This is a genomic window from Streptomyces sp. NPDC091387 (assembly GCF_044756945.1).
Classification (GTDB): Bacteria; Actinomycetota; Actinomycetes; order Streptomycetales; family Streptomycetaceae; genus Streptomyces.
This window is the reverse complement of the sequence record NZ_JBIVTZ010000001.1, coordinates 544489-559314: the sequence shown is the minus strand read 5'-3', so window position 1 is coordinate 559314 and position 14826 is coordinate 544489. Positions and strand designations below refer to the sequence as shown.

The following is a 14826-nucleotide window of genomic DNA, read 5'->3' as shown; positions in this document are numbered from 1 at the left end:
TCCCGAAGGAGGCGCCCCTCACGTGTCCGGCGGGCAGTTACGCGGTGGCCGCCGCCGCGTCGGCCGCGCGGGCCTTCAGCGCCCGCTCCACACCGGAACGGGACTCCGACATCAGCCGGCGCAGGGCCGCGCTCGGCTCGGCGGAGGCCAGCCAGGCGTCCGTGGCGTCCAGGGTCTCCTGCGAGACCTGGAACGACGGGTACAGACCGACGGCGATCTGCTGGGCCATCTCGTGGCTGCGCGAGCCCCAGACGTCCTTCACCGCGGTGAAGAACCTCTCCGCGTACGGTGCCAGCAGCTCGTGCTGGTCGGACTGCACGAAGCCGCTGATGACCGCCTCCTGGAGGGAGTTCGGCAGCTTGTCGGACTCGACGACCGAGGCCCACGCCTCCGCCTTCGCCTCCTCGGAGGGACGCGCCGCACGGGCGGACGCCGCGTGGCGCTCGCCCGCCGCCGTCCGGTCGCGCTCGTACTCGGCGGCGATCTCGTCCTCGTCGAGCAGCCCCGTCGCGGCCAGCCGCTGGACGAAGGCCCAGCGCAGCTCGGTGTCGACGGCCAGGCCCTCGATCGATTCGGTGCCGTCGAGCAGCGACTGGAGCAGATCGAGCTGCTGGGGGTTGCGGGCCGTGGCCGCGAAGGCACGGGCCCAGGCCAGCTGGTGGTCGCTGCCCGGCTCCGCCGCGCGCAGGTGCGCGAGCGTCGCCTCGGTCCACCGGGTCAGCCCCGCCTCGCGCCACTCCGGCGCCGCGTACATGTCGAGCGCCATCTTCGCCTGGCGGTGCAGCGACTGGACGACGCCGATGTCCGACTCCTTGCTGACACCGGACAGCACGAGCGACAGGTAGTCCCGGGTCGCCAGCTCGCCGTCCCGGGTCATGTCCCAGGCGGACGCCCAGCACAGGGCGCGCGGCAGCGACTCGGTGAAGTCGCCCAGGTGCTCGGTGACGACCCGCAGCGACTCCTCGTCGAGCCGGACCTTCGCGTACGAGAGGTCGTCGTCGTTGAGCAGGATCACGGCGGGACGGGCGGCGCCGGCCGGGAACGGCACGGTGGTGCGCTCGCCGTCGACGTCCAGCTCGATCCGGTCCGTCCGGACCAGCTTCCCGGCCTCGTCCAGGTCGTAGCACCCGATGGCGATCCGGTGAGGCCGCAGCGTCGGCTCGCCCTTCGCCCCCGCGGGCAGGGCGGGCGCCTCCTGGAGCACGGTGAACGAGGTGACACGGCCGTCGCCGTCCGTCTCGATCTCCGGGCGCAGGATGTTGATGCCGGCCGTCTCCAGCCACGCCGTGGACCAGGCCCGCAGATCGCGGCCGGAGGTCTTCTCCAGTGCGCCCAGCAGGTCGGAGAGCTGAGTGTTGCCGAAGGCGTGCGCCTTGAAGTACGCCTGGACGCCCTTGAAGAACTCGTCCTGGCCGACGTACGCCACCAGCTGCTTAAGGACCGAGGCGCCCTTGGCGTACGTGATGCCGTCGAAGTTGACCAGGACGTCGTCCAGGTCACGGATGTCGGCCATGATCGGGTGCGTCGAGGGCAGCTGGTCCTGGCGGTACGCCCAGGTCTTCATGGTGTTGGCGAAGGTGGTCCAGGAGTGCGGCCACGCGGAGCCCTCGGCGTACGCCAGGCAGGCGACCGAGGTGTAGGTGGCGAACGACTCGTTCAGCCACAGGTCGTTCCACCACTCCATGGTGACGAGGTCGCCGAACCACATGTGGGCCAGCTCGTGCAGGATCGTCTCGGCCCGCGTCTCGTACGCCGCGTCCGTCACCTTGGAGCGGAACACGTACTGGTCGCGGATGGTGACCGCGCCCGCGTTCTCCATCGCGCCCGCGTTGAACTCCGGGACGAACAGCTGGTCGTACTTGGCGAAGGGGTACGCGTAGTCGAACTTCTCCTGGAACCAGTCGAAGCCCATCCGGGTCACGTCGAAGATCGCGTCCGCGTCGAGGTACTCCGCGAGCGACGGGCGGCAGTAGATGCCCAGCGGGACGGACTGGCCGTCCTTCTCGTAGCTGCTGTGCACCGAGTGGTACGGGCCGGCGATCAGCGCGGTGATGTACGTGGAGACACGCGGCGTCGGCTCGAAGGACCAGACGTCGTCCCTGGGCTCCGGCGTCGGGGAGTTGGAGATCACGGTCCAGCCGGACGGGGCCTTCACGGTGAACCGGAACGTCGCCTTCAGGTCGGGCTGTTCGAAGCTCGCGAAGACCCGGCGCGCGTCCGGCACCTCGAACTGGGTGTAGAGGTACGCCTGCTGGTCGACCGGGTCGACGAACCGGTGCAGTCCCTCGCCCGTGTTGGTGTACGAGCAGTCGGCGACGACCCGCAGCTCGTTGGAGCCCGCCGCCAGGTGCGGCAGGGTGATCCGCGAATCGCGGAACACGGCCGCGACATCCAGGGCCTTACCGTTCAGCTCGACCTCGTGCACGGCCGGGGCGACCAGATCGATGAAGGTCTCCGCACCGGCTTCGGCGGAGTCGAAGCGCACGGTGGTGACGGACCTGTAGGTCCCGCCCTCCTGCGCTCCGGAGAGGTCGAGATCGATCTCGTACGCGTCCACGGTCAGCAGGCGCGCCCGCTCCTGTGCCTCTTCGCGGGTCAGATTCGTGCCAGGCACGCGGTCATCTCCTTGATATGTGATGTTTCCGGTCATCCTTCCACGTGACCCGCATCCAGGGCGATGTCCATTTTCCGCCGGACCGCGTCGGAGGGGCGGGCCATTCTCGTCATATGACCAGTTACGAGGCACGCGCGATCGACCCGGCCGCGCTCAAGGAACTCCGGGAGACCGACGACGCGGGACGCCCCTGCGTCCCGTACACCGCCACGGACGCGGGCAGCCCGCTGCGCTGCTGTCTGCGGGGCAACGAGGTGGGGGAGAGGATCGCCCTCGTCTCGTACGCGCCGCTGCGGCGCTGGGCGGCCGCCGGCCGGGCGGAGCCGGGGGCGTACGACGAGCAGGGCCCGGTCTTCGTCCACGCCGAGGAGTGCGCGGGGCCGGACGCCGGCCGCACCGGCTACCCGTTCTCACGGGCGGGGGCGCTGCGGACGGTGCGGCGCTACGACGGGGACGGGCACATCACCGGCGGTCGGCTGCTGGAGATCCCGGCGGACGAGGAGCGGGGCTTCGACGAGGCCTTCGCGGCGGCGTTCGCCGATCCTGAGGTGGCGTTGGTGCACGTCAGGGCGGTGGAGTACGGCTGCTGGCACTTCGAGGTACGCCGGGCGAATTGAAGCCCCTCCGGCGATTGGGGAGCGGGGGCCCGGGGCGGAGCCCCCGAACCCCCGCGGCGGGCCTGAACGCGGTCAGCCCGCGAGCTCCGCCGCGACCAGCTCCGCGATCTGCACCGCGTTCAGCGCGGCGCCCTTGCGCAGGTTGTCGTTGGAGACGAAGAGCGCGAGACCGTGCTCCACGGTCTCGTCGGCCCTGATCCGCCCGACGAACGACGCGTCCTGCCCGGCGGCCTGGAGCGGGGTGGGGATCTCGGAGAGCTCCACGCCCGGCGCGTCCTTCAGCAGCTCGTACGCGCGCTCCACGCCGATCGGACGCGCGAACCGGGCGTTGATCTGGAGGGAGTGGCCGGAGAAGACCGGGACCCGGACACAGGTGCCGGACACCTTCAGCTCCGGGATCTCCAGGATCTTGCGGGACTCGTTACGGAGCTTCTGCTCCTCGTCCGTCTCGAAGGACCCGTCGTCGACGATGGCACCGGCCAGCGGCAGCACGTTGAACGCGATGGGGCGCTTGTAGACGGCCGGCTCGGGGAAGTCGACCGCTCCGCCGTCGTGGGTCAGCTTGTCGGCGTCGGCGACGACCTTGGACGCCTGGCCGTGCAGCTCGGCGACACCGGCCACGCCGGAGCCGGACACCGCCTGGTACGTGGCGACGGTCAGCGTCTGGAGGCCGGCCTCGTCGTGCAGCGGGCGCAGCACGGGCATGGCGGCCATCGTGGTGCAGTTCGGGTTGGCGATGATGCCCTTGGGGCGGTTCGCGATCGCGTGCGGGTTGACCTCGGAGACGACCAGCGGGACCTCGGGGTCCTTGCGCCAGGCGGAGGAGTTGTCGATCACGACGGCGCCCTGGGCGGCGACCTTCTCGGCGAGCGCCTTCGATGTCGAGCCGCCGGCCGAGAAGAGCACGATGTCCAGGCCCGTGTAATCGGCCGTGGAGGCGTCCTCGACGGTGATGTCGGTGCCCTCGTAGGCGATCGTGGAGCCCGCGGAGCGCGCGGAGGCGAAGAGCCGCAGTTCGGCGACGGGGAACTTCCGCTCGGCCAGGATGCTGCGCATGACTGTGCCGACCTGACCGGTGGCGCCGACGATTCCGACCTTCACGGGGACTCCTTCAACGTACGAATGGCACGGTTGCCACTCCATGATGCGTATGTCCACGGCTTTCTTGTCCAATCCATTGTCCGGCAGGCGGACCGCCGGCCAGGAACGAACGTTCCGGGGTGCTCCCGCGTCAGAGGTGAAACACAGTGCAGGGGAGGCAGCGGGTGTTGAGAAGGAGAACGGCGGGTGCGGGCGTGGACCCACTTGGTCCGGCACAGGTGAGCCGGGTCCGCGCGGTGCTGTCGCTCGGCGGGGTTCCGGCGTCCGACCTGCAGGACGGTGTGCAGCAGGTGCGGCTGAGGCTGCTGGAGCGCACCGCGGGCGGCCTGGGCGCCCCGCGGGAGGTGGGGGCATGGGCCGCGGTCGTCGCCTCACGCCTGGCCGCGGACTGGCACCGGACGCGGAACCGGCAGGAGCGCATCGGGGCGAGGCTCGCCTCTCTGCTTCCGCCGGACCACGGCACCGAGGGGGGACAGGAGGCCCGGCTGGTGGCCCTGGCGGTCGCGGAGGGACTGGACTCGCTGCCCGACCGGCAGCGCCAGGTGCTGATCCTCCGCTTCTACGCGGATCTTTCCGTCCCCCAGATCGCCGCTGAGCTGGAAGTACCCGAAGGAACGGTCAAGAGCCGACTGCACGCGGCGGCGAAGTCGCTGCGCGAGCGACTTCACGTGAACGAGGTGGTGTGAAGGTGGATACGGAAGCGTCCGACGAACTGATGGCCGTACTCATGGGTGAGCCGTCCCCCGCGAGCGGTCCGGCGGCGGCTCGGCACGCGGCTGCCGCCCAGGACATGCGGGTACTCGGTGAGCACCTGCGGATGATCGGGGACCGACTGGCGATGGAGGCAGGCGGGGAGACCGTCCCCACTCCCGTCCGGTGGACCCGGGGCCGGAAGATCGCGTCGGCCGCGGGAGTGGTCCTCGCGGCCTGTCTGGCCGGGATCGCCCTGCAGTGGCAGATCGCCCATCCGTCGGCCGACAGTGATGCCAAGCTCACGAGGGAGGGCATCGTGGCCTGCTCGCTCGTGGTGGCGGAAGGCTCGGTGATCCGTACAGAACCCGCGGGGGAGAACGCGCGGGTGGTGCTGGAGGTCGACCGGTACCTGAAACCCGACGACGGGCCGAGGGAGACCGAGTTCACCGTCCCGAAGGGTGAGAGCGGAATGTTCGACCGGGGTACTGCGGTCGTGGTGGCTGTTTCAACCTTTCAGGGCGAGCCTCCTCTCTATTTCCTCGGTAAAGAACGGGCAGAGGCATGGGAATGGCTGACGGCGGCCCGCGAGGGATCCAGAGACCTTACGTGTGACGGACCCGGCTGACGACTGTTTCTGGTCGCTCTCTCCGAGAGCGAGGCCCTCGATAAAAATTCTTGTTGACCGATACACGTCACCACCCGCTGAATCAGCCCCGCGATATTCCGAGCACGGATGTGCTCGGCGCATAGGGTGGGGAGTTCTTCATGAGTGGAAGACGGATGACCGCTCCGGCCGTAGCGGGCGTCTACTCGGAAGTCGGTACGAGGTCTACGACGGTGCCTACGGGGATACGGGATGGCACGGCCGGACCGACTGCACCGGCTGGAACGCGCTGTGGACCTCGTGCGACGTCATCCGAGTGCGCCTGAACACGACGTATTCCAAGAGCGCGTCCCAGTGGCGCGGTCTCGGGTGCCACGAGTTCGGGCACACGGGGGATCTCGGACACCGTTCCGCGGGCGCCGACACCGACAACAACTCCTGCATGCGCGTGAGCATCTGGCCCACGCACTTCGATCAGCACGACCTGAACGCGATCAGGGCGGGGACCTGATGAGGAAGCCGATGAGCGGCGGCAGAGGGCGCGTGGCGGTGGTGGCGGCCACGGTCGTGGTGGCGGCGTGCGCGGTCACGGGATTCCTGGTCACCAGGGAATCCGAGGAGGAGAGGTTCAGGTCCTCGGCCGGTCACGCGGAGTTCTGTGAGACGGCTGCGCCTCTGGACTTCGGACGGACCGGCGAGCTCACCCCGCACACGCGGCACCACATCATCGAGGACCTGGAGGGGGCCGCCCCGGAGGGCGTCTCGGCCGGCTTCGGCCGGTTGCTCAGCTGGTACGACCACCCGGAGCCGGAGGCCGAGGAGGCGGCACGCGCGTCCAGCTACGCCGTGGGCGAGTTCATCGAGCGGGTCTGCGACATCAACATCGGAGGAATCCGCAGCTGATCCGGGCCATGAACGACGCAGGGCGGGTGCTCGGTCCGAGCACCCGCCCCGTGTCGTCACCGGGCCGTGGACCGGCCCGGTCGTGCTACGGCGCGACCTTCTCGATCACGACGCTGCCGGTGCCCGCGGCGGTGCCCCGTGCGTTCACCAGCTGGACCTCGCCGAAGAACTGCCGGCCCTCGGGGGCCGCCCCGGCGACCGCGACCTCGGCACCGACCTGCGCGGATGCGCCGGCGGCCAGGTTCACGGCCTTCGACTCGTCGACGGAGATCCTGCCGAGCGACGGCGAGTAGTACACGTCGCGGTAGTCGAACTGCGTGGTCCCGGCGGGGACGTCGTAGCCCTCGACGACCACCGTGTACGTGCCGGCCGCTGGCTTCACCAGACTGACCGACTCCTCGGAGCCGGCCGTGGTGGAGGAGCCCACCTGGGCGGCACCCTTGTAGACGTACAGGTCGAGGTCGGCGTTGGCGTCCGTGGTGGAGCCGATGGCGACGTCCAGCTTCTCGACGCCCTCACCGATGGTGACCTCCTGGGTGTACTCGCCACCCGTGGAGATCGACGGACGCTGGACATCGGCCGAGCCCAGCGAGCCGCCCTTGAGCTTGCCCGCCAGGTCACCCGCGTTGTTGGTGACCGTCCAGTCCACCGCGGCCGGGGTGCCGATCTTCGCCTCGGCGATGGTCTGTACCGCCGGGTCGAAGGTCGCGCCGAGCAGCGAGACATCCAGCTTGTACGGGTTGTCCAGCAGCGGCGACGTACGCCGGGCCTCGACCTCGATCTCCCAGACACCGGCCTGCGGGTCGGCGTACGAGCGCACGTCGGGGCGGCAGGTGTTGGCCGGGTTCTCGTAGTTCGGGTAGCAGAACGGCGTCCCGCTGTCCTCCACCGCGACCCCGTACGGGTGGATGGAGATGAAGCGGGTCTGGCTGCCCGAGCGCAGGGCGCTCATCGCGACCTCAAGGGTCTTGGCGCCCTCCGGCACGTTCACGAAGTACGACGTGGTGCTGTTGCGCTGCACCGAACCGGACGCCTTGAACGCGTAACCCGGCTTCACCAGGTCCTTGGCGACGACGACCGTGGTGAGGATCTGCTGGTCCACCCCGGAGGTCTTCGCGTCGTCGAGCTCGAGGATCGCGCTGTGCACGCCCGCGCTGCCCGGCTTCGCCTGGACCTTGACCGTCACCGGCTTGCCGAGCGGCAGTGAGACGTTCTTGTCGCCGGTCAGCTTGAAGGTGCCGTCGTTGTACTTCCACGACAGCTTGTGCTTGACGTTCTTGTCCGGGCCCGTGGTGCGGGTGACCGTGACGTCGTACGACTTCTTCTGGCCGGCCTTGAGGCCGCCCTCGCGGTCGTACAGACCGGTGCCGAAGCCCGGGGTCTTCAGCGCGAAGTCGATCGCGGTGTCGACCGGCGCCTTGACCGTGTACTCGTGCGCCGGGGCGCCCTTCTTCTGGATCTGCTTCCAGGCGGCGATGATGTCGATCAGACCGGCACCCTGGGCGTGCGCGGGCACTCCCTTGATCTGGGTGGCGGTGCTGGTCAGCGCCGTGCGCAGATCGGCCGGGGGCAGCTCGATGTGCTTCTGCTTCGCGGCGGACAGCAGCAGCGCCGTCGCGCCGGCGGCCTGCGGGGAGGCCATCGACGTGCCCTGGAGCATGGAGTAACCGGCCGGAAGCGAGTAGCCCGCCTCGGCGACCGGCGAACCGGGCAGCCAGGTCTGCGTCGAGTTGATCGACGCACCGGGCGCCGTCAGCGTCGGCGTGAAGCCGCCGTCCTCACGCGGACCGCGCGAGGAGAACGGCATCATGTCGTACTTCTTGGTGACGCCGGAGCCGTAGTTGGCGGCCCAGGTCTCCTTGGAGATGGACGCGCCGACCGAGATGACGTGGTCGGCCAGACCGGGGTCACCGATGGTGTTGACGCCCGGACCGTCGTTGCCGGCCGAGATGACCAGCTGGACGCCGTAGATGTCGATGAGCCGCTTGTACAGCTCCGCGCGGGCGTTGTTGCCGTCGTTCAGCGGCGGCAGGCCGCCGATCGACATGTTGACGACATCGACACCGCGGTTCACGACGAGGTCGATCATGCCCTCGGTCAGCGCGATGTTGGTGCAGCCGCCGGACCAGGTGCAGGCGCGCGAGGAGACGATCTTCGCGCCGGGCGCGGCACCGTTCATCTTGCCGCCGAACAGGCCGTTCGCGGCGGTGATGCCCGCGACGTGCGTGCCGTGCTCGGACTCGATGACACCGATGCTGACGTAGTCGGAGGTGTCCCCGGCGGCGTTGTACACGACGCTCTTACGGGTCTCGACGACGAACGGGATGCGCTCGACGACATCGGTGCGCGGGTCGTCCTTGCCGAAGTAGGAGACCTGGTGCTTCTCCTTGTACGGCTTCAGGACGGCGTCGTCGCTGAAGTCGGCGTTGTTGTTCAGGTCCACCCGGGTGCTGCCGGTGACCGGGTCGTACAGCACGGCCCACACGTCGGTGGTGTCACCGTCGCGGTTCAGGTCGCCCGCCATGTCGCCACCCTTGGTGGCGGCCTCGGCGAACAGGCTGATCCGGTACGAGCCCTTGGGCGCGGAGTAGGTGCGGCCCTTGTAGGTGAACGTCGGGCCGGACACGGCGTCCGTCATCCGCAGCCAGGTGCCGTCGCCGTCACTGACCGGGTCGGTGGCCGTCACCCAGTCGGTGACCTTGCGCTCGCCGGTGGTGGTCTTCTGCAGCGCGGGGTGACCGAGGTCCACACCCGCGTCCAGGACGCCGATGGTGATCCCGCGGCCGTCGGCCTTCGGGTGCTGCTTGACGAAGTCGACCGCACCCGTCTCGAACGACGGGTTGTACGGGTTCTTCGCCGGAGTCTTCTTGTTCGGGGCCGCGTAGCTGCCCGTCGACTTCGCCTTGGCCTTGGTGCCGGTCGCCCGGTCGGCCGCGGGGGTCGGGTCGTCCAGCATGATCTCCTGCTTGAGATCGATGCCGTGGACGGAGCTGAGCTTCGACGCCGCCTTGATGGTGGCCTCGGCGCTCGCGGTCGGCACGGTCACCCGTACGTACCCGAGCTTGTCGTACGCACGTCCCAGCACGGAGCCCTTGACGGCGTCCAGTTGCTTGGTGACCTGCTCGGTCGCACCGGGGGCGGTGGCGACCATCATCGTGATGTTCTTCTCGCCCTTGGCCCGCGCCTTGGCGAGCACGGCGGCGTCGGCGGTGCCGAGCTTGTCCGCCGTGGCGTTGCCCGCGGCGGCCTTGACGGGGGCGGTGGCCGGGTCGTCGGCGGCGAAGACGGGGGCGACACCGGTGGCGGCCAGTGCGGCCACCAGACCGGCGGCGGCCGCTACTCGGGCCGCGCGTCTCGCTCCGGGTATGTAACCGGGGGATTCGGAGGTCATCAGCATCCCTGTATGTGAAAGTGAAAGTCCGGAAATCGGTACCGGATGACCGCTCACCCTTTCGTAAATGACAGGGGTTTGTGGAGAGTTGTGGTGCGCAAGTTGTGAACATGGCGGACTTCCGCCACCGGTGCCGAAGTGCCACACGGGACGAAGCGGTGGTTACGTGGCGATCCCGCACCGCGAACCTCACCGGGGCAGGATCACCACGTGCGCGGCCGGCTCGCGGGCGGCCGCCGCCATCAGCGCCGTCCGCACCACGACCGCCTGCTGCTCCAGGGCGTCGCGCAGCTTCCTCGGGGAGAGGTGGACGACGGTGACCCCGAGCCGTTCCAGGTGCTCGCGCCGGGCGGCGTACCCGGCCCACTCCGCGTCGTGCTCCTCCTGCCGGCGGTCCTCGCCGATCCGGCCGTACCGCGGGGCCCTGGTGTCCAGTTCGAGGGCGACGGCCTCCTCGGGCCAGTAGGCGTCGACCCCGCCCAGATGCGGGCCGCCGGGCAGGCGCAGGTCCACGTTCCACAGCGGTTCCGGGAGCTCGTACCCCCGCACCAGGTCGTACAGCCGGCCCTCCGCCAGGGCCCGGCTCTCGGCGAGCAGCGACTCCACCGCGTTCACCACCTGGGGGCGGCCGAGGACCTTGGCCCGGTTCAGCTCACCCACCACGACGGCCGGTTCGCAGTGACCGTCGCGGACCGCCTCGGTGAGCAGCCGGCGCACGACGAAGGCGTCGGCGAGCCCGGCGACCGCATCCGCCAGCGCGCGGGCCACCGGGGCCACCGGCAGCCCGTCCAGCAGCTCGGGCTCCGGCAGCTCGGACGTCCGCACCAGGCGGACGTACCGGACCGACCGCAGCCGCCGGACCCGCGGCACCAGTACGTCGATCCGGTCCAGCGAGACGGCGGGCGGCGCCGCGGCGAACCCGTGCAGCGAGAGCGCGGCGAGCCCGGTGACCATCGCCTCGCCGTACGCGGGATCGCTGCCGTCGGTCCGCTCCGGCACGGCCCGCCGGCCGGAGACCGCCGGGCGTCCCGCGTGCAGCAGCGCGGACCGCAGCCGCTCCGGGCCGGTGAGCGGCCCCGGGTGCAGCACATAGACACCGGGCAGCGGCTGCTGCCACGGGCCACCGGCACGGCACTGCCCGGCGGCCTGTGCGGCGGAGACGCCGCGGTCCCTCAACTGGGCGGCGGACAGTACGCGTTGCCGCACATCGGCGGTGGTACGGAGGTGGCGGGGAGGGAGCGGGGTGTTCTGGGTCATGCTCCGGGGTATCCCGCGCGCCGCCGGGGCCGTAACCCCTGTTACAGGCCCGTCGACATTCCAGGACAACGCCGTCCAGAAGTACGGCCGTTCGACAGTCGAAAAGGCCCGTCCCGCCAGGGATTGCGAACCGTCCGCAGGGGCGCGCCCGCCCCCGCCGGGCGCCCCTCCCGCGCTCCCGCGACCCGTCCGGCGGCCGGGGCGCGAACCCCTCGCCGGACGGGCCGGGAAACCGTCAGGCCGTCGCGGCGTCGCACTCCTGCGCCCGCAGCCCGCGGGCGAGGTCGTCCCGGGCCTCCAGCACCAGCCGCCGCAGCGCGGGCGCCGCGTCCGCGTGCGCCGCCAGCCACGCGTCCGTCGCGTCCAGCGTCGAGGGATCATCCTGAAGCGCCGGGAACAGGCCCTTCACCACGGCCATCCCGATCTGGATCGACCGCTCGGCCCACACCCGCTCGATCACCTCGAAGTACCGGGCCGCGTAAGGCGCCAGCAGCTCTCGCTGCGACGGCTGCGCGAAGCCCGCGATGGTGGCCTCCACCAGCGCGTTGGACAGCGCGTCCGACTCCACGACACCCGCCCAGGCCTGCGCCTTGACCGCGGCCGACGGCCGCGAGGCCAGGCACCGCACCTGGTGGCGCTTGCCGGACGCCGTGTCGTCGCGGGCCAGCTCGGCACCGATCACCGACTCGTCGGCCGGCCCGTGCGAGGCCAGCGGGGAGAGGAACGCCCAGCGGAGCTCCTGGTCGACGTCGAGCCCGTCGATCCGGGCCGTCCCGCCGAGCAGCCCGGACAGCAGCTGGAAGTCCGTGTCCGACGCGGCGACCGCCGCGAAGAACCGGGCCCAGGCCAGCTGGTGCTCACTGCCCGGCACCGCGAGCCGCAGCTCGCGCAGCGCGCCCTCGGCCAGCGCCCGGCCGCCCTCCTCGCGCCACCCGGGCGCCGCGTAGTGCACCAGCGCGGTCCGGGTCCAGGCGTGCAGCATCTGCAGGACGCCGATGTCCGTCTCGCGGCCGGAGAAGTCCAGCACCAGCGAGATGAAGTCACGGGCCGGCATCAGGCCGTCCCGGGTCAGGTTCCACAGCGCCGACCAGCACAGCGCCCGCGCGAGCGGGTCCGTGATGTCACCGAGGTGCGAGCGGAGCGTGGTCAGCGACACCTCGTCGAAGCGGACCTTGCAGTACGTCAGGTCGTCGTCGTTGACGAGGATCAGCTCGGGCCGCTCGGCCCCGGCCAGCTCCCCGATCACGGTGCGCGGCCCCGCCACGTCGACCTCGGCCCGTGCGTAACGCACCAGGGCGCCGTCGGTGTCGCGCCGGTACAGACCGACCGCGACGCGGTGCGGGCGCAGCTCCGGGTGCGAGTCGGCCGCCTCCTGGAGGACGGCGAGCTCGGTGATCCGGTCCGCGGCGTCGTACGTCACCAGCGGGGTGAGCGAGTTGACGCCCGCGGTCTGCAGCCAGGAGCGCGACCAGCCGGTCATGTCCCGCCCGGACGTCTCGGCGAGCACCGACAGCAGGTCGCCCAGCTGGGTGTTGCCGTACGCGTGCTTCTTGAAGTAGCGCCGGGCGCCCTCCAGGAACGCGTCCCGTCCGACGTAGGCCACCAGCTGCTTGAGCACCGAGGCGCCCTTGGCGTAGGTGATGCCGTCGAAGTTCAGCTTGGCGTCCTCCAGGTCACGGATGTCGGCCGTGACCGGGTGGGTGGACGGCAGCTGGTCGGCGCGGTAGGCCCAGGCCTTGCGGTTGTTCGCGAAGGTGATCCAGCCGTCCTTGAACCGGGTCGACTCCACCATGGCGAAGACCCCCATGAAGTCGGCGAACGACTCCTTGAGCCACAGGTCGTCCCACCACTGCATGGTGACGAGGTCGCCGAACCACATGTGCGCCATCTCGTGCAGGATGACGTTGGCCCGGCCCTCGTACGCCGCCTGCGTCACCTTCCCGCGGAAGATGTACTCCTCGCGGAACGTGACACAGCCCGGGTTCTCCATCGCGCCGAGGTTGTACTCGGGCACGAACGCCTGGTCGTACTTCCCGAACGGGTACGGGTAGTCGAAGTTGTCGTGGAAGAAGTCCAGGCCCTGCTTGGTGATCAGGAAGACGTCGTCGGCGTCGAAGTGCCGGGCGAGCCCCTTGCGGCACAGCGCGCCGAGCGGGATCTCCAGCTTCGTGCCGTCGTCGAAGGTACGGGTGTAGGAGTCGGTCACGTAGTGGTACGGGCCGGCCACGACCGCCGTGATGTACGTGGAGATCGGCTTCGTCTCGGCGAACCGCCAGACCCCGCCCTCCCGCGACTCCTCGGCCCCGTTGCTCCAGACCGTCCACGCCTCCGGCGCCGTCACCCGAAAGCGGAAGGGGGCCTTGAGGTCGGGCTGCTCGAAGTTGGCGAAGACGCGCCGCGAGTCCGCCGGCTCGTACTGCGTGTAGAGGTAGACCTCGCCGTCCTCCGGGTCGACGAAGCGGTGCATCCCCTCGCCGGTCCGGCTGTACGCGCACCGCGCGTCCACCACCAGGACGTGGTCGCCCTCCGGCAGGTCCGTCAGCGCCACCCGGTTCCCGTCGAAGACGGCCGCCGGGTCCAGCGCCGTGCCGTTCAGCGTCACCGCGTCCACGGCCGGCGCGATCAGGTCGGCGAAGGTCGACGCACCGGCGCGCGCCGTGCGGAACCGGATCGTGGTCACCGAGCGGAATGTCCGCGGACCGGAGTCCGGTCCGCCGTCCCCGTCGGGCTCACCGACGGCGGACCGGACGTCGAGCTCGACGTCGTAACCGTCGACGGTCAGCAGCTCGGCCCGCTCGCGGGCCTCGTCGCGGGACAGGTTTTCACCTGGCACGAGCACACTCCTTTGTGTCACGTTCGAATACTTTGATCCTCCCATGCCGCTTCCCGCCCCGGCATGCGGGAATGGCCGGAGCGTCCCGCGGTGTTCTCGCGCACAGATGGAGATCGGTCCGCCTGAGGAGAGACATGTCTGAGAACAGCACGGCAACCCGCAAGATCCCCGCCGATTTCTGGTTCGACCCGCTCTGCCCCTGGGCCTGGATGACCTCCCGCTGGATGCTGGAGGTGGAGAAGGTCCGCGACGTCGAGGTCCGCTGGCACGTGATGAGCCTCGCGGTACTCAACGAGGACCGGATCGACGAACTGCCCGAGGAGTACCGCGACCTCCTGGAGAACAAGGCCTGGGGCCCGGTCCGCGTGGTGATCGCCGCCCAGCAGAAGCACGGCGACGACGTCGTCGGCCCCCTCTACACGGCGCTCGGCACCCGCTTCCACAACCAGGGCGAGGGCCCGACCCGCGAGGCGATCGTGGGCGCCCTGGAAGACGTCGGCCTGCCGGCCGAGCTCGCGGAGTACGCGGACTCCGACGCCTACGACGCCGAGCTGCGCGCCTCCCACAAGGAGGGCATCGACAAGGTCGGCCAGGACGTCGGCACCCCGGTCATCGCCGTGCCCGGCTCCGACGGCGAGCAGATCGCCTTCTTCGGCCCGGTCGTCACCCCCGCCCCGAAGGGCGAGGAGGCGGCGAAGCTGTGGGACGGCACGCTGCTGGTCGCGTCGATCCCCGGCTTCTACGAGATCAAGCGGACCCGGACGGCCGGGCCCGACTTCAGCTGATCCCCGGGGTGCGGGCACCGTGCGTCGC

10 protein-coding genes are annotated in these 14826 nt (G+C 70.4%); 5 read left to right on the top strand and 5 right to left on the bottom strand.

Annotated features, from left to right (window positions below; all coding sequences use genetic code 11):
• Positions 1–37 precede the first annotated feature (37 nt).
• Positions 38–2614 carry an aminopeptidase N gene (gene pepN, locus ACIQM0_RS02700; protein ID WP_401282791.1) on the bottom strand — a complete coding sequence of 859 codons (2577 nt, stop codon included), beginning with the start codon at positions 2612–2614 and terminating at the stop codon, positions 38–40.
• A 113-nt stretch (positions 2615–2727) separates the two neighbouring features.
• Between pepN (ACIQM0_RS02700) and ACIQM0_RS02695 the strand changes: the two genes are divergently transcribed.
• Entirely contained in the window at positions 2728–3231 is a 504-nt protein-coding gene (locus ACIQM0_RS02695) for a DUF1203 domain-containing protein (protein ID WP_401282788.1), read from the top strand.
• A 72-nt stretch (positions 3232–3303) separates the two neighbouring features.
• Here the strand turns inward: ACIQM0_RS02695 and ACIQM0_RS02690 are convergent, their stop codons facing one another.
• Positions 3304–4332 carry an aspartate-semialdehyde dehydrogenase gene (locus tag ACIQM0_RS02690; protein WP_401282785.1) on the bottom strand — a complete coding sequence of 343 codons (1029 nt, stop codon included), beginning with the start codon at positions 4330–4332 and terminating at the stop codon, positions 3304–3306.
• Positions 4333–4499: 167 nt separating this feature from the next.
• On the opposite strand from ACIQM0_RS02690, the gene ACIQM0_RS02685 reads away from it, so the two are divergent.
• From ACIQM0_RS02685 to ACIQM0_RS02675, 3 genes are all read left to right on the top strand, one after another.
• Positions 4500–5018, top strand: a complete 519-nt coding sequence (locus ACIQM0_RS02685) for an RNA polymerase sigma factor (RefSeq protein ID WP_401283384.1) — start codon at positions 4500–4502, stop codon at positions 5016–5018.
• 2 nt (positions 5019–5020) lie between these two features.
• Positions 5021–5650, top strand: coding sequence for a hypothetical protein (locus ACIQM0_RS02680; RefSeq protein WP_401282782.1), 630 nt, complete (start codon positions 5021–5023; stop codon positions 5648–5650).
• 501 nt (positions 5651–6151) lie between these two features.
• Positions 6152–6532, top strand: a complete 381-nt coding sequence (locus ACIQM0_RS02675) for a hypothetical protein (RefSeq protein WP_401282779.1) — start codon at positions 6152–6154, stop codon at positions 6530–6532.
• Between the two features lie 85 nt (positions 6533–6617).
• On the opposite strand, the gene ACIQM0_RS02670 is transcribed toward ACIQM0_RS02675, so the two are convergent.
• The 3 genes from ACIQM0_RS02670 to pepN (ACIQM0_RS02660) form a co-directional block, all read right to left on the bottom strand.
• Positions 6618–9929 (bottom strand): S8 family serine peptidase, encoded by a 3312-nt coding sequence (locus ACIQM0_RS02670; RefSeq protein WP_401282776.1) that lies wholly within the window; start codon positions 9927–9929, stop codon positions 6618–6620.
• A 183-nt stretch (positions 9930–10112) separates the two neighbouring features.
• Positions 10113–11180, bottom strand: a complete 1068-nt coding sequence (locus ACIQM0_RS02665; RefSeq protein ID WP_401282773.1) for a hypothetical protein — start codon at positions 11178–11180, stop codon at positions 10113–10115.
• A gap of 235 nt (positions 11181–11415) precedes the next feature.
• Positions 11416–14013 carry an aminopeptidase N gene (gene pepN, locus ACIQM0_RS02660; protein ID WP_401282771.1) on the bottom strand — a complete coding sequence of 866 codons (2598 nt, stop codon included), beginning with the start codon at positions 14011–14013 and terminating at the stop codon, positions 11416–11418.
• 134 nt (positions 14014–14147) lie between these two features.
• Between pepN (ACIQM0_RS02660) and ACIQM0_RS02655 the strand changes: the two genes are divergently transcribed.
• The gene (locus ACIQM0_RS02655; protein WP_401282768.1) at positions 14148–14798 is read left to right on the top strand and encodes a DsbA family protein; all 651 of its coding nucleotides are present in this window, start codon (positions 14148–14150) and stop codon (positions 14796–14798) included.
• Positions 14799–14826 lie beyond the last annotated feature (28 nt).

Bases quoted from the DNA above. Each gene is read 5' to 3' on its own strand.
- ACIQM0_RS02670 (WP_401282776.1), bottom strand. From the start codon at position 9,929: ATGCTGATGACCTCCGAATCCCCCGGTTACATACCCGGAGCGAGACGC.
- ACIQM0_RS02675 (WP_401282779.1), top strand. From the start codon at position 6,152: ATGAGCGGCGGCAGAGGGCGCGTGGCGGTGGTGGCGGCCACGGTCGTG.
- ACIQM0_RS02665 (WP_401282773.1), bottom strand. From the start codon at position 11,180: ATGACCCAGAACACCCCGCTCCCTCCCCGCCACCTCCGTACCACCGCC.
- ACIQM0_RS02655 (WP_401282768.1), top strand. From the start codon at position 14,148: ATGTCTGAGAACAGCACGGCAACCCGCAAGATCCCCGCCGATTTCTGG.
- ACIQM0_RS02695 (WP_401282788.1), top strand. From the start codon at position 2,728: ATGACCAGTTACGAGGCACGCGCGATCGACCCGGCCGCGCTCAAGGAA.